At 58.7% G+C, this 20671-nt stretch carries 17 protein-coding genes; 9 read left to right on the forward strand and 8 right to left on the reverse strand.

Going from position 1 to position 20671, the window contains the following annotated elements:
- Positions 1-221 precede the first annotated feature (221 nt).
- The 4 genes from ACKLLE_RS03115 to ACKLLE_RS03130 all read left to right on the forward strand — a co-directional run bounded on the left by ACKLLE_RS03115 (position 222) and on the right by ACKLLE_RS03130 (position 5447).
- Complete coding sequence (locus ACKLLE_RS03115; protein WP_420056775.1) at positions 222-959, forward strand: enoyl-CoA hydratase/isomerase family protein; 738 nt, start codon at positions 222-224, stop codon at positions 957-959.
- Between the two features lie 67 nt (positions 960-1026).
- On the forward strand, positions 1027-2268 hold the full coding sequence (locus tag ACKLLE_RS03120; RefSeq protein WP_420056776.1) for a cytochrome P450: 1242 nt from the start codon (positions 1027-1029) through the stop codon (positions 2266-2268).
- A 57-nt stretch (positions 2269-2325) separates the two neighbouring features.
- Entirely contained in the window at positions 2326-3813 is a 1488-nt protein-coding gene (locus ACKLLE_RS03125) for an aldehyde dehydrogenase (RefSeq protein ID WP_420056777.1), read from the forward strand.
- A 17-nt stretch (positions 3814-3830) separates the two neighbouring features.
- Complete coding sequence (locus ACKLLE_RS03130) at positions 3831-5447, forward strand: GMC family oxidoreductase (protein WP_420056778.1); 1617 nt, start codon at positions 3831-3833, stop codon at positions 5445-5447.
- A gap of 44 nt (positions 5448-5491) precedes the next feature.
- On the opposite strand, the gene ACKLLE_RS03135 is transcribed toward ACKLLE_RS03130, so the two are convergent.
- The 8 genes from ACKLLE_RS03135 to ACKLLE_RS03170 all read right to left on the reverse strand — a co-directional run bounded on the left by ACKLLE_RS03135 (position 5492) and on the right by ACKLLE_RS03170 (position 15486).
- Positions 5492-6853, reverse strand: a complete 1362-nt coding sequence (locus tag ACKLLE_RS03135; RefSeq protein WP_420056779.1) for a DUF1329 domain-containing protein — start codon at positions 6851-6853, stop codon at positions 5492-5494.
- Positions 6854-7259: 406 nt separating this feature from the next.
- Entirely contained in the window at positions 7260-8297 is a 1038-nt protein-coding gene (locus ACKLLE_RS03140) for a TauD/TfdA family dioxygenase (RefSeq protein ID WP_420056780.1), read from the reverse strand.
- Positions 8297-10027, reverse strand: a complete 1731-nt coding sequence (locus ACKLLE_RS03145) for an N-acyl-D-amino-acid deacylase family protein (protein WP_420056781.1) — start codon at positions 10025-10027, stop codon at positions 8297-8299. Before ACKLLE_RS03145 ends, ACKLLE_RS03140 begins: the two co-directional genes overlap by 1 nt.
- 125 nt (positions 10028-10152) lie before the next feature.
- Positions 10153-11490, reverse strand: a complete 1338-nt coding sequence (locus tag ACKLLE_RS03150; RefSeq protein WP_420056782.1) for an MmgE/PrpD family protein — start codon at positions 11488-11490, stop codon at positions 10153-10155.
- The gene (locus ACKLLE_RS03155) at positions 11490-12905 is read right to left on the reverse strand and encodes an MFS transporter (RefSeq protein ID WP_420056783.1); all 1416 of its coding nucleotides are present in this window, start codon (positions 12903-12905) and stop codon (positions 11490-11492) included. Before ACKLLE_RS03155 ends, ACKLLE_RS03150 begins: the two co-directional genes overlap by 1 nt.
- Before the next feature lie 52 nt (positions 12906-12957).
- Entirely contained in the window at positions 12958-13590 is a 633-nt protein-coding gene (gene leuD, locus ACKLLE_RS03160) for a 3-isopropylmalate dehydratase small subunit (protein WP_420056784.1), read from the reverse strand.
- Positions 13587-15017 (reverse strand): 3-isopropylmalate dehydratase large subunit, encoded by a 1431-nt coding sequence (leuC, locus tag ACKLLE_RS03165; RefSeq protein WP_420056785.1) that lies wholly within the window; start codon positions 15015-15017, stop codon positions 13587-13589. The genes leuD and leuC overlap by 4 nt, the downstream gene beginning before the upstream one ends.
- Positions 15010-15486, reverse strand: a complete 477-nt coding sequence (locus ACKLLE_RS03170; protein ID WP_420056786.1) for a lipocalin-like domain-containing protein — start codon at positions 15484-15486, stop codon at positions 15010-15012. Before ACKLLE_RS03170 ends, leuC begins: the two co-directional genes overlap by 8 nt.
- A gap of 215 nt (positions 15487-15701) precedes the next feature.
- Between ACKLLE_RS03170 and ACKLLE_RS03175 the strand changes: the two genes are divergently transcribed.
- From ACKLLE_RS03175 to ACKLLE_RS03195, 5 genes are all read left to right on the forward strand, one after another.
- Positions 15702-16370: a MarR family winged helix-turn-helix transcriptional regulator gene (locus ACKLLE_RS03175; protein ID WP_420056787.1), complete on the forward strand. Its 669-nt coding sequence runs from the start codon at positions 15702-15704 to the stop codon at positions 16368-16370.
- Between the two features lie 4 nt (positions 16371-16374).
- A complete protein-coding gene (locus ACKLLE_RS03180; protein WP_420056788.1) occupies positions 16375-17565 on the forward strand; it encodes a FadR/GntR family transcriptional regulator in 1191 nt (396 codons plus the stop codon).
- Positions 17566-17833: 268 nt separating this feature from the next.
- Complete coding sequence (locus tag ACKLLE_RS03185) at positions 17834-19099, forward strand: alpha/beta fold hydrolase (protein ID WP_420056789.1); 1266 nt, start codon at positions 17834-17836, stop codon at positions 19097-19099.
- A gap of 3 nt (positions 19100-19102) precedes the next feature.
- Entirely contained in the window at positions 19103-19444 is a 342-nt protein-coding gene (locus tag ACKLLE_RS03190) for an EthD domain-containing protein (RefSeq protein ID WP_420056790.1), read from the forward strand.
- 6 nt (positions 19445-19450) lie between these two features.
- Positions 19451-20668, forward strand: a complete 1218-nt coding sequence (locus tag ACKLLE_RS03195; RefSeq protein WP_420056791.1) for a cytochrome P450 — start codon at positions 19451-19453, stop codon at positions 20666-20668.
- The last annotated feature ends 3 nt before the right edge of the window (positions 20669-20671 follow it).

Genomic DNA, 20671 nt, shown 5'->3' on the forward strand with positions numbered 1-20671 from the left:
CCTCTTATTATTAGATAAATTAGCTAACTAGGTTATAAGCGTGCTCGCGGCACAAATCAAGCGAAACGCTTTGACGCAGCCTGCTATTGCATCCACATACAATTAACACTACATTCCAGACATAGCTAACGAGGTTATCGACATAAACCATCTGCGAGATTCGCCCTCTACCACACCGATCAGGTCGTGGAGGCGTTTTCGCCAGCGCCTGAGGAACAGTGATGCCAGTAAACGTTCAACGCCACGGCGACGTAGTAGAGGTCACCCTCGACTGGCCTGAAGTGCGCAACGCGCTTGGTCCTGCTGAAGGGCGAGCCCTGCGCCTCGCGCTCGAAGCCTGTAACGTCGACGATAGCGTCGCTGCCGTAGTACTTACCGCCAACGGCAAGGCGTTTTGCGCCGGCGGCAATCTTCCGGAAATCGTCCGCTTGGCCCAGGAAGGAGCGGACACGGTAAAAACCGCCATCTACGGCGAGTTTCAAGGCGTGTTTCGGGCGATTGGAGAATGCCCGGTACCCTTCATCACTGCGGTCAACGGTGCGGCAGTCGGATTCGGCTGCGACCTCGCGCTGGCCGGTAATGCCACCTTCATCGGCAGCCACGGCTGGCTTGCCCAGGGCTGGATCAAAGCAGGGCTCATCCCGGCAACCGGTGGCACCCAGTACGTAGTTCGTCGCGGTGGTCAACAAGCCCTGTGGCGCCTGCTGCAAGCAGACAAGGTCGATGGCCCTACTGCAGAGCAGTGGGGGCTGGCAATCGCCTGTGAAGATGCGCGCAAGGCAGCGTTGGAAATGGCCACGAAATACGCCTCGTACGCCAGACCAGCACTTAGGGCGCTGACCCATCTAGCGAAAATCCCCGACACGCAGCAGCATCTGGCGACTGCGCTTGACTATCAGGTTGGCCTGCTGACCCATCCGCACTTCGCCGAGCAGGCACAGAAGCTGCTGAATCACTGAACCGGGTGATGACCGCGCCCGACGCGAAAATGATCCATACAACAACGACTAGACATGAGGATCAACTATGGAAAAGCAAAACACAGGCTGCCCGATCAGCATGACCGACCCCAAGGTCATGGGGTGTCCATTCAGCGCCTACGATGCCGTCCGCGAACAGCAGGAAATCTACGTGGACCCTGTCAGCGGTTTCTATGTCGTCACGCGCTACGACGACGTCAAAGCGATCGCCGACGATCCTCATACCTTCTCCAACAGCACCGGGCAGCTGGGTACACGCTCACAGCAGGCGAGCCAGAAAGTCGCGCAGTTGTATCGCAGCGAAGGCTTCCTGCATGTCGATACCCTGGTCACCAACGATCCACCCTCCCACACCCGCTACCGCTCGCTGGTGGACAAAGCGTTCAATGCCCTGCGTATTCGTTCTGCAGAGGGCACCATCTTGTCGGTCACCAACGGCTTGATTGAGAATTTTCCAGAAGGACCCTTCGACTTCGCCCAGGCATTTTCGATACCGCTTCCGGTACGGATGATTGCTGAACAGCTGGGTATCCCTGCGGAAAAAGGCGCTGACTTCAAGCGCTGGTCCGACGCGCTGCTGCAGCAATCCAACCCCGCGTTGAACGAGCAGCAGATGCTGGACGTTGCCAAAGTCGTGATCGAAATGCAGAACTTCTTTGCACAGATGATCCGTGCTACTCGTGAGCAGCCAACCGGTACACTGCTAAGCGACCTAGCCAACCTGGACATCGATGGCGAACCGCTGAGCGAAGGCGAACTGGTTTCGATCCTGATGCAGTTGCTGGTCGCCGGCAACGAAACCACCACCAATACCCTATCGGCAGCCGTGCTGCGTCTGGCGCAGGATCCCGACTTGCAAGACCACCTGCGCAAGAATCCGCAGCAGATCCGCAATTTCTACGAAGAAGTGCTGCGCCTCGATGCCCCACTGCAAGGCCTGTTCAGACGCGCGACCAAAGCCACCCAGGTAGGCACCACGGCGATCCCCGAGGGCGCAATTCTCAATCTGCGCTGGGGTGCAGGCAACCGCGACCCACAGCGCTACGAGAACCGAGATCAGCTTGACCTTGATCGCAAGGCTGTTACCCAGCACCTGGCCTTTGGTCACGGGATTCATTTCTGTCTCGGCAACCAGTTGGCGCGTGCCGAACTGCGGATTGGACTGACCCGCCTGTTGGAAGAAACCACCTCCATTCGGCTTGCCGATTGCGAAGACAACGTGGTGCGGCCGCCCCATTTCATCGCTTATGGCATCAGCAAACTGATGATCGAAGCGACCCGGGCTTAATTCGATTCCACCCTTCTTGAACAATAACAATCAAGCGCTCGAGCGAAGGTGTATGTGATGCTGAGTAACTACACGGACTTTTTCACCCTGGCCCACCCGGAAGCCTTCTATATCGATGGGCAATGGGTAAAACCGGCCGGCGACCAACGCCTGGAAGTCATCTATCCCGCCAATGAACAGATCATAGCCCGGCCACCAGAGGCCTCGGTTGCCGATATCAATAAAGCCGTAGAAGCCGCGCGACGCGCCTTCGAAATTGGCCCATGGGCGCGGATGAGCTATGCCGAACGTGGCGCCAAGCTGCTGGAGGCCGCACAAATAATGCACCGGCGTGCCGGTGAATTCAGCAAAAGCTGGACGGCCGAAATGGGCTGCGCAGTTAGCCTTGCCGGCCCCGGTGGCTTTTCCCCCTTCGGCCTGTTCAGCTATTACGCCAATCTGGCCATGAACGGCACCTTCGAAGACGTGCGACCACAAAGCCGAGGCAACGGTGTAGGCATCGTGGTCAAGGAGCCCGTTGGTGTGGTCGCGGCGATTACCCCGTGGAACGCGCCCGCGTCACTCTCCTGCAAGATCATCGCCCCGGCGCTCGCAGCTGGATGCTCGGTCATTCTCAAGCCAGCACCTGAAACCCCACTCTTCGCTTGGCAGATCGCAGAATGCCTGGAAGAAGCCGGCATTCCACCTGGGGTTTTCAACTTCGTACCAGCCGGCCGCGAGGTGGGAGATCACCTCGTCCGTCATCCACACGTCGACAAGGTGAGCCTGATCGGTTCAACCGCCGCCGGGCGACATATCGCGTCCGTATGCGGCGATCGCCTAGCACGCGTCAGCCTGGAGCTCGGCGGCAAGTCGCCTGCGGTCATTCTCGACGACATCGATCCGGAACAGGTAGTACCCAACCTGATCCCTCATTTCACGATGAACGCAGGCCAGATGTGTGCAGGCTTGACGCGCATCATCGTACCGGAACGCCGCCACGACGAGTTCGCCGAAGCTATTGCTGCGGGCTTGAGAAATTTGAAAGTCGGTGACCCGTTTGACCCGCAGACCGCCTATGGGCCAATCGCCATGAAACGCCAATATGACAAGGTGATGGGTTACCTCGAGCAAGGCAAGCGCGAAGGCGCGCGCCTGATTACCGGAGGCAGCCGCCCCAGCGACCTGGATCTTGGCTACTTCGTGGCGCCGACCTTGTTTTCCGGTGACAACGACATGGTCATCGCTCGCGAAGAAATCTTCGGCCCTGTCGCCGTCCTGATCAAGCACAAGGGCGAGGAAGATGCCGTCCGCATCGCCAACGACACAGCCTACGGCCTCAACGGCGCAGTCTACACGAGCGATGCCGAGCGGGCCTACCGTGTTTGCCGGCAAATTCGTGCAGGCAACATGACCCACAATACCTGGGTCAACGACCCGGCATTTCCTTTCGGCGGCTTCAAGCATTCCGGTATCGGTCGCGATGGCGGACCAGAAGGCTTGGCTTCCTACCAGGAAACCAAAGTCGTATTCATGGCCGAAGCGCCGAAGTCCATCACCGGCTAAGCCCAAGGAAGCCCAACGTGGAAAAGTATGATTACGTCATCGTTGGCGGGGGGTCGGCTGGTTGCGTACTGGCCAGCCGACTGAGCCAAGACCCCGACTGCAAGGTGCTACTACTGGAAGCAGGTGGTGATGCCGCCAGCCTGAAAGTGCGCCTGGCATTCGGGTTCGCCCTAATGCTCAACAAGCCCCGTTATGACTGGTGCTACCAAACCGAGAAAGAAGCTCATCTCAATGACCGTGCAATGCCCTACCCGCGCGGCAAGCTGATCGGCGGCTCAAGTTCGATCAACGCCATGCTTTATGTGCGCGGGTTGAAGGACGACTACGATGCCTGGGCCGCTGAAGGCCTGACTGGATGGGGCTGGGAAGGCGTTGAGCCTTACCTGCTCAAGCTCGAGCATTATCACGGCGCCTCCCCCTGGCAGCGCGGTGACTCAGGCCCGGTCAAGGTCAATCCAGCGCCTAACTTCCACCCGGTCAGCGCGCGAATCGTCAAGGCAGCTGGACAGTCAAGCGTTGGTAGCACCAGGGATTACAATGGCGTGGAGGCCTCCGGCATCGGCCAGGCTCAAGTCTTTTATCACAACGGTCGACGGTGTGGCTCTGCAGCTGCCTACCTAGAACCGGTCATGGACCGACCCAATCTCACGGTTGAAGTCCATGCCAGAGCCGAGCGAATAGTGTTCGAAGGCAAGCAGGCGGTCGGTGTTCAGTACCAGCACGATGGCCTCAGCAAGATCGTGCATGGCAAGGAAATCATCATCAGCGCCGGAGCCATTGGCTCACCCCAGCTCCTGGAGCTGTCAGGCGTGGGCCAGACCGCTCGGCTGCGCGACCTTGGCATCGAGATGGTCCACGACCTGCCAGCTGTCGGCGAGCACTTGCAAGACCACTTCCTGGTCTTCGTCGTCCAGGCCCTCAAGAATATTCGCGGCATGGGTGCCGAGTTGAATGGCTGGCGCGCCGCAGTGAACGCAGCCAACTACCTGTTCTTCAAACGTGGCCACATGAACGGGACGCCAACCCAGATCTGCGGCCACGGCAACGTGGAGGTGGATGGCCAAGAGGTAGGCATTCAGTTCATGGGCATGCCGCTGAGCTTCATCCGGGACCCAGTGCGCAAGACCGTGGTACAGAACCCGGACGCGGCGATGATGCTGGGCATGAATGTGTGCCGTCCGCATAGCCGCGGGCATGTGCATATTCGCAGCAGCCAAGCCGACGACACGCCCGAGATTGTCACCAATTTCCTGGCTGATGAGCGCGACGTCAAGGCGACCATCGCTGGACTTCGACTGTGCCGAGAAGTAATCGCACAACCTGCCCTCGATGACATACGTGGGGATGAAACCGCGCCCGGCGAAAAAGCTCAGAGCGATGAAGCCCTGATTGCCTATATTCGTGCAGCGGGAGCTTCGGCCTATCATCCAGTGGGCAGTTGCCGCATGGGGACTGATCCACTCACCAGCGTTGTCGACGGTACCTTGCGCGTTCACGGGCTCGAAGGGCTCAGGGTGGTCGATGCCTCTGTCATGCCACGTCTGGTTTCAGCAAACACTCATGCGCCGACGGTGATGATTGCCGAGAAAGCAGCAGACATCATCCGCACCCAGCGTAACAGCACCAAAGCTTGACGCACTGAACGGGGGAAGCGTTCGCTTCCCCCTCCGCCTCCTAATCAGCGTACACCACGCCCGGCCATGGTCTCCGGCGTGAACACATTGTTCGGCAATTTGTCCACAGGCAGGTAATACGCCTTCGGGTCACCCTGGCTGGCAACGAAGGTATAGCCGCCTCGAGCAAGATCATAGCCGGTCAACGATGATACGAAGTCCACACTGCCCATGCCGGACACGTAGTTGGACCCCATATGGCCCAGCAAAACACGGAAGACTTTACCGCCTTGGTCATAGCCTTCGCTGGCGACAATCGACCAGCTATCTTCCTCGATGTAGTACCGGCGCTTGGACGCCGCGTGGCGCATCCCATTCTTCAACGACGCCTCTACGACCCACACCCGGCGCAACTCCCAACGCATGTCATCAGGGTTCACATGTTGCTTCCCTATGACATGGTTGATCGGAGCGATGACTGTCTTGTAGGCATTGGCCGGCACATACATCTCCTGTTTGCCAACCAGTTTGAAGTCGAAACGATCCATCCGCCCCGCGAACATGTTCGCCTCATCGAAGAACAGCACACCCCCCAGCTGGGTGATCGGCGTGTCATAGGAAAACTCAGGGGCCAGACGCACACGGCGCTGGCCGGTGCTGTAGCTCCAGCTACGTTGATCCTTCTCGTCATAACGCAGTGGATACCAGATCAGCAATTTACCACCCGCATCGCGTGCGGGAGACAACGTCGTGGTCAGGCTGTAGTAGTAGTAATCATTCTTTCCTGACCAATAGGGTGAAGTGCCATAGAGACTAAAAACCTGAGGCGTGGCCAGATTGCCAGCCGCGTCGACGACCAGGTTGGTGCCGCGCCCCTCGAAGCCGCCTGGCATCCTCTCTCGCAAGGCATGATTCCACATCACTTGGTAACCGTCGCTGGGAATCGGGAATGGCACACCGTTGCTGCATCCGGCTATGCCCACCCCATTGGCGACCGTCTTGCACTCTGGGTTAGTCGCATTCTTCAACGTGGCGGCCGCACGTTCGGCGCTCATCTGCGGATAGGTGCGGTGGGTCGGATATATATCGACGCGATAGGTATCCGGCCAGCGCTTGATCAGCGTTTGTACTCCTGGTGTCAGCTTGTCTCCGTACTGGGCCATATTTTTCGCGTTAATCGAGAACAGCGGCTTTTCCTCGGCAAACGGGTCTACCCAGCGCCCTGACCCTTTCACGTAGTTGGCGGGAGGCTGTGTCATGCCACCTGTGTACTCGGGGATGGTGCCATCCGCGTTGCCCTTTTTTTCAGAGCCCCAAGGCGTCAAGGTGGTTCCCAGCTTTGCCGCTTCCTCGGCGCTGACGTTAGCCTGGGCGGTGCTGGCGAAGAGTGAAAGCAAGGCGAGCGATATCGTGACGTTGCTGTTCATGGGAATGCGTCCTCTTGTTGTTGTAGAACCACGATGTGAAGCAGACCAGCTCTGCCGCTTGCAGCCGGATGCACACCGGCAGGCACAGAGCAGCAGTTGGTCGCTGTGAGCGGTAGAGAGATGGAAAGCGCCGAATACCAAGACGCAGGTTTTGCCTTCAGCTTGCGCCGGACGGGCGCAGGCGGCGCCTGGCGGGTTTGTCTACCAAGAAGAGAAAGAAAGAGGCCGGAGGGTCACAGATCATGACTCCGAGCGAGGGAAGCGGGCGTGCGGTCATATTCATGTCGTCTCTGTTGTTATTGTACAAACATGCAAAGCGCAACCTATATAACTACGTTATCATAGTTATACTAAAAATAACCTTGTGTAAAATGATTTCGATGGCCGCCGGCGCCTTGCGGCACGCCTAGCGAGGCTCGATACCCAACATGCCAGAACGGTTGTTCAGGACCCGCATATCGCGTGGCATAGGCCTGCATGGGCGGCCTTGCAGCCACATGCGTAGCAGCAAGCGTTTTTGCCCAGGACCGTCTCCGTCGATAAATGCCGTGCGGCTATGGAGCATCTCCATGTTGTTGATGAACACCGCCTCTCCTGGCTCGAGCATCTGCTTGAGTCGAAGCTCCGGCCGCTGTAGCACCTCACCGAGATAGGTCAGTGCAGCCCTGTCCTTCTCGTCAAGCAATTCGCTGAACGAACGCTCGACACTAGGCAACATGGCGTTGCCCCCGAAGTAGCAAGAACGCACACCCTGAGCTTCACCGAAAATGGGTACCCGATAGGGTGTGACAGGGCTGTCGCCTTCCGGCTGTTCCCCGTTGCGGACTTGCGGAAATCCTTTGAGCAAGATCGGCAGCAGGTCAGGGCGCTCGGATTCAATGAGTTCCCACACCTTGAGCGAGCTGACAAATGCGTTTTCGCCGCCTTGTTTGGCGCGGTGAATACACAGCAGCGACAGTATGTCGATACGATCACTGTGCAAGGGCGCTTCGGACGCGACGCCATACACCCTTTCACCGACCACACCAGGTTGGACCGTCACGGTACCTTGCAACTGGCCTTGAAGATTCTGTGATACCCCGATGCCGAAATGCGCGCCGATGCCCCAATACATCCGCCAGATATCATCCAGCGGCAACTCGGCCACGGGGAAGCCTTTGATCACCAACAATCCCTGACCTTGCTTGAAGCGGCTGACCCAGCTGGCTAACGCCGCGTGCAGCACTGGATGGTCGAAGAATTCCCGGGTGATCTGCGTGACGGCCAGGTCTAGGCGCTTGCTGCGCTCAACCAGTTCCAGCATCACCGCCAGTTGCGTTGAGGTGAAACTGACCGTCGCAGCCGCGGTATCGAACTCGTCGGCCTGCCAGCCTTTTTTCGTGACCGCAGGCCAGCCATCCTCCCTCTGGTAATCCAATGCATCGCTGGGTTTGAGTTCAGGCATCATCGTTCTCCCCTGTTACGCCTGGCAGAACGTACCAGGCGGCCAGGCAGCGCTCCGGTCGGCAGATCATGCCGGTGCACGATCTGTCCACTGACCACCGTCGCCACATACCCAGTCGCACCCTGCACAAGACGTGCGCCTCCGGCCGGAAGGTCGTGGACCAGCCGTGGCAGGTGAAGCGACAGGCGCTCATAGTCGATGACATTGATGTCGGCCTTGAGGCCTTCCTTGATCAGCCCGCGGTCATCCAGACCGAGCGTGCGGCACGAGTCGCTGGTCAACCACTTGACCACCTGGGGCAGAGGCAGTTTCGGCCCTCGCGTGCGCTGCCGGGTCCAGTAGCTCAACATGTACGTCGATATGCTGCAGTCGCAGATGATGCTCGAGTGCGCCCCCGCATCGCCCAGGCCCGGCACACTGTATGGGTTTTCAAGCATCGCCCGTGCCGCCTCCAACGAGTAATCGGCGAAATTACCCCCAGCCAGCAGTAGCAATTGCTTGCCGTCTTTTTCCAGCAACAAATCGTAGATCAGTTCTGCTGCCGGTACGCCACAGGCTTCGGCTTGGGCCTGCAGGCTCTCGCTAGCTTTGGGTTCGTAATCAGGTGGATCATTGAAAGGGAACACGAAACGGTAACCGCGTACCCGTTCAGGACGCTTGAGCTGTGCCTCAGCCTCCTCGGCCAACAGTTTCCGGCGCAACTCGGAGGACTGCATGGCCTCAACCTTCTGTGTCAGCTCAAGGCCCTTGAGCGGGGCGAAGCTCGGGCAGCGGGAGAAAGGATGCATGGTCGTCTGCAAGCCCATGATCGCGCCCGTGGGGCGGCCGAGCACCTGTGGATACAAGGTGACCCCGTCGGCATTCGCACGGTCGCTGATTGCCAGCAACTCACGCCAACCATCAGGCGTTTTGTTGGTCTGTTTGAGCGAAAACATCACCGGTCGCCCACTGGCCTTCCCTACTCGAACGAACATTTCCAACTCTTCGCAGGCGAGCGGGAACTGGTTGAATTCCACCGCCGTCTGGATCACTCCGCGCCCCGCCTGCGCCATGCCTTGGGCAATGGCGGTGAATTCCGCTTCATCTGCATGCACACTCGGTATGTGGCGGCCATCGCTGGTTTTCTGGTCGCGCAGGGTAGAGGTGCCAAAGCCAAGCGCCCCTGCCTGTACAGCAGCCGCAGCCAACGCAGCCATCTGTTCGCGGTCAGCGGCACTTGCCGGTTCGCTCAGGCTGCGTTCCCCCATTACATAAGCACGCAACGTTGAATGCGGTAGCAATGTACCGACGTCCATGTTGAATTGCCGTTGCTCAAGGGTATCGAGGTATTCGGGAAAGGAAGACCAGGTCCAGGGTAATCCCTCGGCCAGGTCTGCGTAGTCGATGTCTTCCACCGTCTCCATTAAGCGGATGATGGTGTCATGGTCCTCTTTGCGGGCAGGTGCAAAACCCACACCGCAATTGCCCGTTACCACTGTAGTGACACCGTGACCTGTCACCGGATACAGCATCGACTCCCACGTCACATGGCCATCCAAGTGCGTGTGCAGATCAATGAAGCCGGGCGTCACGATCTTACCCTTCGCGTTGATTTCCTCATGGCCCGCTTGCGCGATGTAACCCACGGCTTCAATCCGCGAGCCACGCACACCCACGTCCGCCGTGTATGGCTGTCCGCCACTGCCATCGACAACAAGACCGCCTCGAATCACCAAGTCGTAACGTTGCATATCGCCCCCTTCGCAGGTGTGGTGCTTCGATCATTGGCCAATATATGTGACACGTCAACTAAATTACCGATACAAGAACGTAATATTTTGTTTTTAAAGCTTTTTATAAATCTGAATGCCGTTATTCAATCGAGAATAAACTGCACCAGGTCGGCGTGGGCGATACCCATAATGGAGGATGCCAACTCGCTGCTTCGCCGGGCGCCGACGATCTGGCTTGCCAAGCTGTCGAACTTTTTCAACAGGCCTTGCAGCAAGTGCGATGAGCAACCTTTGGCTGTCGAGGTCCCCGTCTCCAGGTACTCAAACTGGCGGGCCCTCACGACAAGCCTGCAGCCATTGAGGGGCAAACCTTCGTCGAGCAGGACACCTACCCGCGCTTGCAAGGCAAGATGCTCAACGGTGTTTACCGAGGCATCGCTGAAGGCCGCAGGAGCGGACATATCCACGCCTGAAAATGCCATCGCGACAGTTGCTCGCAGGCTGAATTTCGCCTGCAATCCTGTAAGCGGCGTGTCGATAGTGCATATGGTTTGCAGGCGTGGATTGACCCACACCTGTACCTGCTCGATATCCCGCTCTTGCAACGCATGGGTGGAACGTAGGTGCAAGGCGGCACGGATGGCTGGATGGGTCAATCCGCACGAAGCGAACTGTTTGAACGTTACCGCCATCATATGTGAGCCATCCACTGGTGGTGCCAGCGCCGAACGAACATCCAGCTCACCGGCCAATGCCTGCATGCCGCAGCGGTCGCCAAGGATGTCCAGTGGCCCATCGTAGCCACGTTGCGCCCATCGAGCTGCGGTATAACCATTGAGCGCAGCCCAACCTGCATGTAGCGCCTTGCCACCCGTGCCAAACGAAGCCCTAAGGCCTGCTGCACGGGTCGCCGCTAGACCGATGGCGATCAAGCTTTGCTGCTCCCCGAGGCGCAACAACCGCGCACAGCCGGCGGCGGCGGCGATCGCCCCAAGCGTACCGGTGGCATGGAACCCACGCTCATAGTGCTGTTCGCTCATCAGCAAACCCACGCGAGCAGCCATCTCGACACTGAGCACGATGGCGTCTAGCAATTCTGCACCGCTGCATGCCTGTCCAACGGCCACAGCCAGTAACGCCGGCAAGATGGCGACCGAGGGATGGCCCATCATCGGTGCAAGCCCATCGTCGTAATCGAGGACGTGGCCGGCCACACCACTGACCAGCACGAAATCGCGCAACCGGACCCGCTCAACACGTCCTGGCAACCGCCATTCGCCCACGCCGTGCTCGGCAATGGCATCGTTGGCCAGCACTGTGACCAACGCATGATCGCTGCCTGCCAAGGTCACACCAAGCCAATCGAGTAGACAACAAGCCGCCCGCTGCCGGGCATTGGGCAACGCCTGGTCGGCAATAGACCTGCTGGCGTCGAGCAGTGCTTGGGTAACAGGCCCTGTCCAGGTATTGTCGACGCTCACTAAGGCTGCACCTGACGGGTACTCACGTTGGCAGCATGTCGACGGGTTTTGTGCAGGATCAATGCGGCCAGCAGGCCAGTTCCGGCGAAAACGCCGAACAACAACTGATAGGCCTCAGCCGAGGGGTACTGGCGTCCACCCAGTGTGACTGCGGACATCATCAGCACGGCAACGGCAGCCTGAGCACCGACACCACCCGACAGATTACGCACCACGATGGAAAACCCTACCAGCTCCCCGGTGCGTGCAGCCGGGGCGTTCTCGATGATGAGGTTGGGGATGCTGGTCAATATTGCAGCGCCCATCATGGCAATCACAGCCATACTGCCGACGACCACCCACAACTGATCAGGCATTGCTGCCATCAGCAGCCAGCATGCCGCGTTAAGCAGGCAGGCACCGCGCAGCACTCCACGAGCTCCGAACTTGCCAGCCAGATGCCCTGCAATTGGCGAAGAGATGACGCCCAGCAATGTGCCTGGCATGTGCACCAACCCGTAGAAGGTCGCGCTCTTGCCGAAGCCGATACCCGTTTCAGCGGGCTGCTGGATCAGCAGCGAACCCAGCAGGCTTACCTGGAACACTGAAGTGGCAATCAACACCATTACCAGATTGGCCAAACCGACCTGCCCGCTGAACACCGTCCGCACATCGATCAATGGGCTGGCGTGCCGACGTTCATAGGCGTACCAAGATGCCAGGCACAGCATGCCAAGCGATAACGGCAGTAGTACTAGAGGATCGCTGACACTGTTTTCCTTGAGCGCGTTCAGCCCATAGAGCACGCCGCCGACGCCGGGTACGAAAAGTACACCACCCACGATGTCGAAAGACTCGCGCGATGCTGGCGTCAGCGATTTCGGTACGGCGATCGCCACGATGACCATGGCCAGCAGGGCCAATGCACCGCTGACATAGAAGAGGGTCGGCCAATCGAAGCGGTCGACGATATATCCCCCCAGGAACAAGCCTGCACCGGTACCGGTTGCGGCGCTGGCCAACAACAGACCAACCCCCAATGCCACGCGCTGCGGCGGCAAAGCCTCGCGAACCAATGCAATGCCCAATGGCAATACACAAGCTGCACAACCTTGCACCGTCCGCCCTATGAAAACGCCGACAAAATCGCTAGACAGCGCACTGATCGCAGACCCGATCACGGCCAGTGCCAGCGCATACTGCAGCACGCGACGTCTGCCATAAAGATCGCCAAGCCGCCCACCCACAGCCGCAGATGCAGCCGAGACCATCATGAAGCCAGTGATCAACCACCCGGCTTTGGCGTGATCGCCAAATACCTCGCTCAAACGTGGCACCGCCGCGAAAATCATTGAAATTTCATAGCTCAAGGCCAGCTCCGCCACAATCAATGCGGCGACCGCTGTCCATACGTGGCGCTGTGGGGTATTTGTCATTGTTTTTCTCCGCCTCTTTTTCAAGCCCTCAGGCTAACCCGATCAGGTTGGCTCAATGCATCCAGGGCCTGCGTTTTCTGAAAGCTTGTTCATGCTGCTCAATGACCGCGAGCGATTTGAGCGTGTAACCGATCTCATCCATCCCCTGAAGCATCAGCTGGCGACGGTGCTCATCCAGGCTGAATCCTTCGTGCAAGCCGCTCTCGGCAGTCACCTCAAGGGCCTGAAGGTCGACGCTGAAGCGCGTTTCAGGTTGGTCGGTAGCCTGCTGCAAGGCCGCTTTCGCGAACGCAAGGGATACGCGTACAGGCAGCAGACCATTGGCACAGGCATTGGAGAAGAAGATGTCGCCGAAACTGGGTGCAATCACACACCTGAAGCCCATGTCGAGCAATGCCCAGACGGCCATCTCACGAGAAGAGCCACAAGCAAAATTTTCCAACGCCAAAAGAATACGTGCGCCCTGGTAACACGGCAGGTTGAACAGGCATGTTGGGTCGACGCTGCCCTGTTTGTCATAACGCAGGTTGGCAAAACCATTTTCCTTGTAGAACGAGCTATTGCGCTCCAGCGTCAGGCTGTTCATCCGCTCGGCGCCCAGGCTGGGGAAAATCATGTCGGTATCGACATTGTTCAGCGCAAGCGGAACGGCAATCGAATCAACACGCACAAACCGCTCCATCATTCGTGCTCCCTGTCCAGGTGCCGAATATCGACGAAATGGCCGAACAACGCCGCAGCGGCTGCCATGGCGGGACTAACCAGATGCGTGCGGGCTCCTCGCCCTTGCCGATTCTCAAAGTTGCGGTTGGAAGTCGAGGCGATGCGCAGCACGGCATCGACTCGATCGGCCCCCCCGCAGCAAAGCGAGCAGCCCGGCCCCCGCCACTCGAAACCGGCTGCGATGAACAAACGATCGAGGCCCTCAGCCTCAGCAGCTTTCTTCACCAGCCCAGAACCCGGGACGACCATTGCTCGAACGCCTTGCGCGACGTGTCGACCAGCTATCACCTGGGCTGCCTCGCGAAGATCCGACAGTCTGGCGTTGGTGCAAGAACCAATGAATACCTGGTCGACTGCGATGTCCGTGATGGCCATTCCTGGACTAAGGCCCATGTAATCCAAGGCACGTTCGAAGGCTGGCGTCTCCTGCCCCTCGGCTCGACTGTGGCTAGGCACGTAGCCGTCAACCGGACTGACGTCCTGCGGTGAGGTACCCCAGGTCACCTGAGGCGCCAGCTGCGAGACATCGAGCGTAAACTCACGGTCGAACACCGCGTCTTCATCGGAAGCCAACGAACGCCACCAGGCGGCAGCCTGTTGCCAATGTCGGCCCTGTGGCGCAAGCGGACGCCCCTTCAGATAAGCCAACGTCTTGTGGTCCGGCGCAACCATCCCAGCGCGTGCACCCGCCTCGATCGACATGTTGCACAAGGTCATGCGCTGCTCCATCGACATCGCCGATACCGCTTCGCCTACGTACTCGATGACATGCCCGGTGGCGCCAGCGGTACCAATATGACCGATCAACGCCAAGATGCAGTCCTTGGCCGTCACACCAGGCGTCAGTCGGCCGGTCAGCACCACGCGATAGGTTTTTGCCGGCCACTGCACCACCGTGCTGCTCGCTAGCACGTGCTCCACTTCACTGGTGCCGATGCCGAATGCCAAAGAACCGAATGCACCCAAGGTCGAGGTATGGCTGTCGCCGCACACAAGGGTGGTACCTGGCAATGAAAAACCTTGTTCAGGAGCAATGACGTGACAAATTCCTTGCCGCTCGTCAAGGAATGGGATGTAGGGTATTCCGTGGAAGGCTGCGTTGCGCTCTAGTTGCTCCATCATGCGCTTGGCACGCTCAGGTGGGTCATGCCGCAGCGATGTCAGCGTCGGCGTTACATGATCAGCAACCGCCAGTATATTGCCAGGGTGACGTACCTTTCGACCCTGCGCCATCAGCCCAACGAAGGCCTGCACACTACTGCCCTCGTTGACGATATGCCGATCAATCGCCAGCAAGCAGGAGCCGTCAGGTCTGCGTTCGATCAGGTGATCATCCCAGATCTTCTGGAACAGCGTCCTGGCAGGCGTCACCGCTGACTCGTCACGCATCCGAAGTCAACACGCGAGTCCATTTCAACCGGACCCACCGTTCCTTGCCTTGCACTACGGCTTTGGGTGACACCAGCCACATGCAATCACCTTCCAGCTCGATGTAACGCACATAGTCGGATCCGACATCGTTCTCGAACGAGCTGACTTGCAGGTGATGCACCAGCTTCGCCCCTTCACGGGTGTAGCAACCGGCATAGGCGGTGAACGTCGCCGCCGCCTGAGCAAGCTCGGCTTGCGGAGAACGATAGCGATCGCCGGAGAGCAGAGCCCTACCATCGTGCGCGATCAATACCGCCATGCGTTGGCCGGAAAGGTAGTGAATCAGGCCATTTGGCTGGACGCCGTTGAGATGCGGGTCGGCCAGCTGGCCATCAACCCAGGCTTCAACGGCGAGCAGACGCCAGGTCCCCTCAATGTCGAACGTGCTGGCTGTAATGGGTGACGACGGTTGCAGTGAAGCGCTCATCTCGCTTGTATCCTCGTCCGCAGGGGGAAGTACGGCAGGCTTGCGGTGTCACTGCCCGGAGTATGTAGAGCAATATTTGACGCGTCAACTAAATCGCCTGACTTCTCGCGCCCTTGTTTCCCATGCCCGCCACTGCACTCACACGGCTTGCGATGATCTCCTGCACAAAACAGCCAGCGATCGTTGTATTCTCGATGCTAGGTAGAAAGGGTGAAATGCAGCCCGCCATCCAATACTCATTGATCGGAATCGTCGTGAACGAACACACAGCCAATGTGCGCAAGCGCCAAGCTTCTAAGCTGCATGCCGATAACGACCCGAGCCTGGCCAGCGGACCAAGCAGGCGTGCCGGCCGGGCGGAGCAAGCGGAGCTCGAGCTTTCCAGCCGCTTCTACGAAGCGTTCATCAGCAAACGACCCTCTCTCTTGAATGAGCAACAGCCGGACCGACGAAACGCAATCGCTCTGATCCAGAACATCGCCACCGACATTGGTCAGTTGGCGCAACGAAGTGCAGAACGTGTCGGCATCCATGTTTCCGACTTCTACGTGCTACTGCTGCTGGAAAACAACACCTCCAGCCCTCCATCACAGGTGGCCGACCTGCAAAAGGCATTGGGCTTTACGGCCGGAGGCATGAGTCGGCGCCTGGATCGGATGGAGGAGGCAGGGCTGGTCAAGCGCATCCGCGACCCCAAGGATGCGCGCGCCTGGCTTGCCAAGCTGACCCGAAAGGGCCAGATGCTCGCGACGCGCATTCGCAGCCAACGCAGCCCTCAACTAGAGGCCGCCTATGCCGAGCTTAGCCAGCAGGAATGGGCTGAACTCGCCAAGCTTTTGCGGCGACTGAACGTGGCCATGCAGCCATTGGCAGAGGACCTCTAGGCCGATGGCGAGCAGCTCTCTTTTGTCCTATCTGGAGTTTTACGGCAAAGCCCTGGCGGCACCCTCCTCCAAAATCAAGCTGGCAGAACGTATTGCCGGGCTCATCGAAGATCGGATCGTCGTCGAGGCATGGCCTGTCGGCTATCCGCTGGGGCGAGAAGCAGACTTGGCCGCCGCGGCCCAGGTCAGCCGATGGAGCCTACGCGAAGCCATTGCCCTACTGGAACAGATCGGCATGGTTGAGTCACGCCGTGGCCGCAACGGCGGTCTGTATGTCGCTTCGACCCTGTTCGACGCGGTGCGTACGGGTCTGAGTAACTATCTGGAATTCCTCGGGCCTAGCCCGGCCCAGATTCGTGCGGCACGCCGGGCACTGGAGTCGCTGTTGCTAAAACAGGCAGCCCGCCACCTCGACGAACATGCCCGACAACGCCTGACAGTTCAGCTCGCAGCGGTGGGAAACAGCTTCGGCAGCGAAATGCTGGCGGCAACTGCGCAGCTTCGCAGCACACTCATCGACCTGTCTGCCAACCCTGCATTGAGCCTGTTCATCCACGCCATGGGCCAAACCCTCATCCATGCTTGCTGGTATTCAACGCTGGATGACGTAGCGTTCCGCAAGCTGATGCACGCCATGTCGCGTTCGACCTGCAGTACTGTGGAGGCATTGCTAGACGGAGATCTTTTGCGAGCACAGGAGTGGGAAGACGAATTTTTGGAGCATTTCGAGCATGTCTTCCAACACTCGGCGATGATTACCCTGGCCTCTACCCGCGAAGGTGCCCTGGAACGGGTCGACACGCTTTTTCCTATAAGCCGGCCACCGAAAAAAGCCGAACATATCGCTCGCAGTCTTCGTCAGCAGATCCTCGAGGCTGGCTGGCCGGTTGGCCTGGTATTAGGCTCCGAAGCCGACCTGATGACGCGCTTCAAGGTGGGCAGAGCAGTCATCAGAGAAGCAATTCGGTCACTGGAGCGACTGGGCGTGGTCGAAATGGGACGTGGCGGCGCGAGCGGTTTACGCGTCGTCCAGCCCGACCCGGCACAGATGATCGGAGCCTGCTCACGTTACCTGCGTCGCGCTAGCCTATCCGTGGATGATCGCGCCGATATTCGTGAAGCCCTGCTGAAACCAGAATTAGCGACTGACAACCCGATTGCCCAGATCCTACTCAAAGTTCTCGAGCAACTATAATCCTCTTCCCTCCTTCAGCCCGCTCCTTCGCGATTCACGCAGACGGGCCAGGTGAGGGCGAAAAAATTATCGCCCTCATCAAAATCTATCCGATTGAAATATAAGGCTTTAAAGCCAAGTAGCCCACTTCCTGCTCCACGCCCCTCCGCCAGTACTTTATTTCGCCCATTGATTTCGCCAAGACTTTAATATACTACTCTTCGAAAGCGATGCAGCACCTGCCTGCTGATACCGCTGTCAAAACACAATAAAAAGCCGAGGCAACACCATGCAGATCGATGTGGAACACTTCATCCAGCTTGCCCAGCAGGATGCCGAGTTACGTTACAAATTTCGCGACTTGAGCGCTTCGATTCACCTGGCGCTTGGAGATGTGGCGATCCACCTGCAGGTGGCAGACGGCATGCTGACGACCCGCAAAGATGTGAGTTCGCAAGCGGATATCGAAATCAAAGGCCCTGACAGCTTCTGGACTCAGGCACTGGTCGTTCAACCCTCGGTCGGTTACGAGAGCCTGTCGATGGTGCAGATGCATGGCGGTACTCTGGAGGGCGATTTCGAACGCCATCTGGCCCCCTATCAGGGTGCACTGCAACGCCTGTTCATCGTTCTGCGCCACGCCGTTGCCGGCGCTGCCCAACGCCCCGACCCCGCGTTCGAGCCCTACTGGGAAACCGACTGCGCCATCGGTCGTTATGTATTCGTTCGCAAAGGCGATGCCAAAGCACGGGTGTACTACGAAGAGGCTGGCCATGGCCCGGTGACCCTGGTTTTGCAGCACACCGCCGGGGCTGACAGCCGCCAGTACCGTCACATGCTGGCCAATCCTGAGCTGCAAAAGCGTTTTCACATGATTGCCTGGGACCTGCCCAGCCACGGCAAATCCTTACCACCCACCGGTGAGCGTTGGTGGGAACAGGACTACCGACCGTCCAAGCAAGAACTGCTGGAGTGGAGCACAGCCATCGTCAACACCCTGGAGCTGGATCGCCCCATCTATCTGGGCTGCTCAGTCGGCGGGCAACTGGCTTTGGACCTTGCCGCGCACCATGCCGATCACTACCGAGCATTCGTGGCACTGAACGGTTGGTATGAAATCCGCTCGAGGGGGCGCTACAACAACGACATTCATCGCAAGCCCACTACTTCGACAGATTTTTTCGCCTCCAAGATCCTCGCTGCCACAGCGCCTGAAGCCCCGGAGTATTCGGCACAGGAAGTGTACTGGGTGTATCGCTCCAACTACCCGGGCGTCTACGCCGGGGACAACGACTACTTCATGAACGAACACGATTTGCGCGAAGACGGGCACCTGATCGACACCCGCAAGACACCCGTAGTGGTGGTTACTGGAGAGTACGACGGCAGCCAACTGTACCCAGAAAACGGAGGTGCCGCGGTAGCAAGGCATATCCCCGGCGTGGATCACATCGTACTCCCAGGCCTGGGACATTTCGCCCCGTCGGATGACCCTGTCCGATTCTGCGAAGCCATCCTTCCAATCCTCGACGACCTCGTGCAACGGAGCCGGTAAGCCATGGTCAAGCTCATCCTGTTGGTCAAGCGCAAACCCTCGCTTAGCTTCGAGGCCTTCCGCGAGTATTACGAGTTGACGCATGCGCCACTGGCGGCAAGCAAACTCAAACACTTGCGTCACTACTGTCGCAACTTCCTGACTTCGTTCCCTGGCCAGCCTGAACCTGCCTACGACTGCGTGACCGAGTTCTGGTTCGACGACCACGACGCACTTGCGCAGACCATGGCATTTGCCCGCTCCTCTGAAGGCCAGGTGCTGGCCGAAGATGAGGAGCGCTTCATGGACCGAGCGTCCATGCGCACGTACATCGCTGATGAACACACAACAACAATCGACCGGTAAGCCGCCATGACCGATAAATGCATCATCAACTTCGACCATCACACTCCCCAATACCGTGACGACTGGGACGTCAAGGCTCAAGAGCGCGCCAGCAAATGTCCGGTCGCCTGGTCCGAAGCCCATGGCGGTTACTGGATCCTCAGCAGCCATGAAGACGTCAAACGTGCTGCCGGCGACCCTGATAGCTTCTCCTCCGCGCACAACTCGCCAGAAAAGCCGTGGTCGAAGGGCATTCTGATCCCTGAACTGCCCTACACCCTGGCGCTGTCCGAGTCGGACCCGCCCATCCACCCGGCTCGACGCCTGATCGAGGCACCGTTTTTCGCCCCCATGGCCGTGCGGCAGTTGGCGGATGTAGCCAAACGTCATGTCGAGGAGGCCATTACCCGCATTATCGACCGCGGTGAACTGGACTTTGCCTATGACTTCGCAATGCGAGTGGCGGCGAAGACCACCATGGAGCTGGTGGGCATCGACCCTGAGCGCTGGGAAGAATTCATGCTTTCAGCGCACAAGGCATCGCTGCTGCCATCGGACCACCCCGATTACCCGATAGAAGAAATTCGTCAGGTACAGACCAAGATGCGTGAGCTGTTGACCGAGCGCAAGGCCAACCCGCGCAAGGACATCCTCAGTGCCTTGGCAACCAAAAAAGCGCTGGGCGAACCGCTGACGATGGATGTGCAAGTTGGCATGCTATCAGCGGCCATCTTCGGCGGCTTCGGCACGGTGATGTCAGCGACGTTGAGCGTGCTGCTGTGGCTCGAGAACAATCGCGAGCTTTACACGCAACTGCTTGAAGACGATGCATTACTCGATCGCCTGATCGAAGAAACCCTGCGTTTGAATCCACCTAACCACGGCACGGCGCGCACTGTTGCTCGCGATATGGAGCTCAACGGCCAACAGCTTAAGCAAGGCGACCGCGTGCTGCTGTCGTGGGCAGCGGCCAACCGTGACCCGGCGGTGTTCGAATGCCCTGCCGAGGTGCGCCTCGATCGACCTAACGGCAAAGAGCATTTCTCCTTTGGGGGCGGCGAGCACCGCTGCCTTGGTGCGCCACTGGCACGGGTTGAAATCCGCCAAATGGTCAGGGCAGTCATCACTCACATGCCTGACTACAAGATCGATCGTGAACGCCTGCGTTACTACCCTTCGTTCGCCAATACCGCCGGTATCTCGAGCATGCCGGCCACCTTCACTCCCAAATCCAGCGAGCGTTGAGTC

This window comes from Pseudomonas bharatica (genome assembly GCF_048586865.1).
GTDB lineage: Bacteria > Pseudomonadota > Gammaproteobacteria > Pseudomonadales > Pseudomonadaceae > Aquipseudomonas > Aquipseudomonas bharatica.

What these genes read in the sequence shown, in the direction of transcription:
- leuC (WP_420056785.1), bottom strand. Translation starts at nt 15,017, where the DNA reads ATGCGTGACGAGTCAGCGGTGACGCCTGCCAGGACGCTGTTCCAGAAG.
- ACKLLE_RS03190 (WP_420056790.1), top strand. Translation starts at nt 19,103, where the DNA reads ATGGTCAAGCTCATCCTGTTGGTCAAGCGCAAACCCTCGCTTAGCTTC.
- ACKLLE_RS03140 (WP_420056780.1), bottom strand. Translation starts at nt 8,297, where the DNA reads ATGCCTGAACTCAAACCCAGCGATGCATTGGATTACCAGAGGGAGGAT.
- ACKLLE_RS03135 (WP_420056779.1), bottom strand. Translation starts at nt 6,853, where the DNA reads ATGAACAGCAACGTCACGATATCGCTCGCCTTGCTTTCACTCTTCGCC.
- ACKLLE_RS03195 (WP_420056791.1), top strand. Translation starts at nt 19,451, where the DNA reads ATGACCGATAAATGCATCATCAACTTCGACCATCACACTCCCCAATAC.
- leuD (WP_420056784.1), bottom strand. Translation starts at nt 13,590, where the DNA reads ATGATGGAGCGGTTTGTGCGTGTTGATTCGATTGCCGTTCCGCTTGCG.
- ACKLLE_RS03185 (WP_420056789.1), top strand. Translation starts at nt 17,834, where the DNA reads ATGCAGATCGATGTGGAACACTTCATCCAGCTTGCCCAGCAGGATGCC.
- ACKLLE_RS03180 (WP_420056788.1), top strand. Translation starts at nt 16,375, where the DNA reads ATGGCGAGCAGCTCTCTTTTGTCCTATCTGGAGTTTTACGGCAAAGCC.
- ACKLLE_RS03145 (WP_420056781.1), bottom strand. Translation starts at nt 10,027, where the DNA reads ATGCAACGTTACGACTTGGTGATTCGAGGCGGTCTTGTTGTCGATGGC.
- ACKLLE_RS03175 (WP_420056787.1), top strand. Translation starts at nt 15,702, where the DNA reads ATGCAGCCCGCCATCCAATACTCATTGATCGGAATCGTCGTGAACGAA.
- ACKLLE_RS03125 (WP_420056777.1), top strand. Translation starts at nt 2,326, where the DNA reads ATGCTGAGTAACTACACGGACTTTTTCACCCTGGCCCACCCGGAAGCC.
- ACKLLE_RS03155 (WP_420056783.1), bottom strand. Translation starts at nt 12,905, where the DNA reads ATGACAAATACCCCACAGCGCCACGTATGGACAGCGGTCGCCGCATTG.
- ACKLLE_RS03170 (WP_420056786.1), bottom strand. Translation starts at nt 15,486, where the DNA reads ATGAGCGCTTCACTGCAACCGTCGTCACCCATTACAGCCAGCACGTTC.
- ACKLLE_RS03120 (WP_420056776.1), top strand. Translation starts at nt 1,027, where the DNA reads ATGGAAAAGCAAAACACAGGCTGCCCGATCAGCATGACCGACCCCAAG.
- ACKLLE_RS03115 (WP_420056775.1), top strand. Translation starts at nt 222, where the DNA reads ATGCCAGTAAACGTTCAACGCCACGGCGACGTAGTAGAGGTCACCCTC.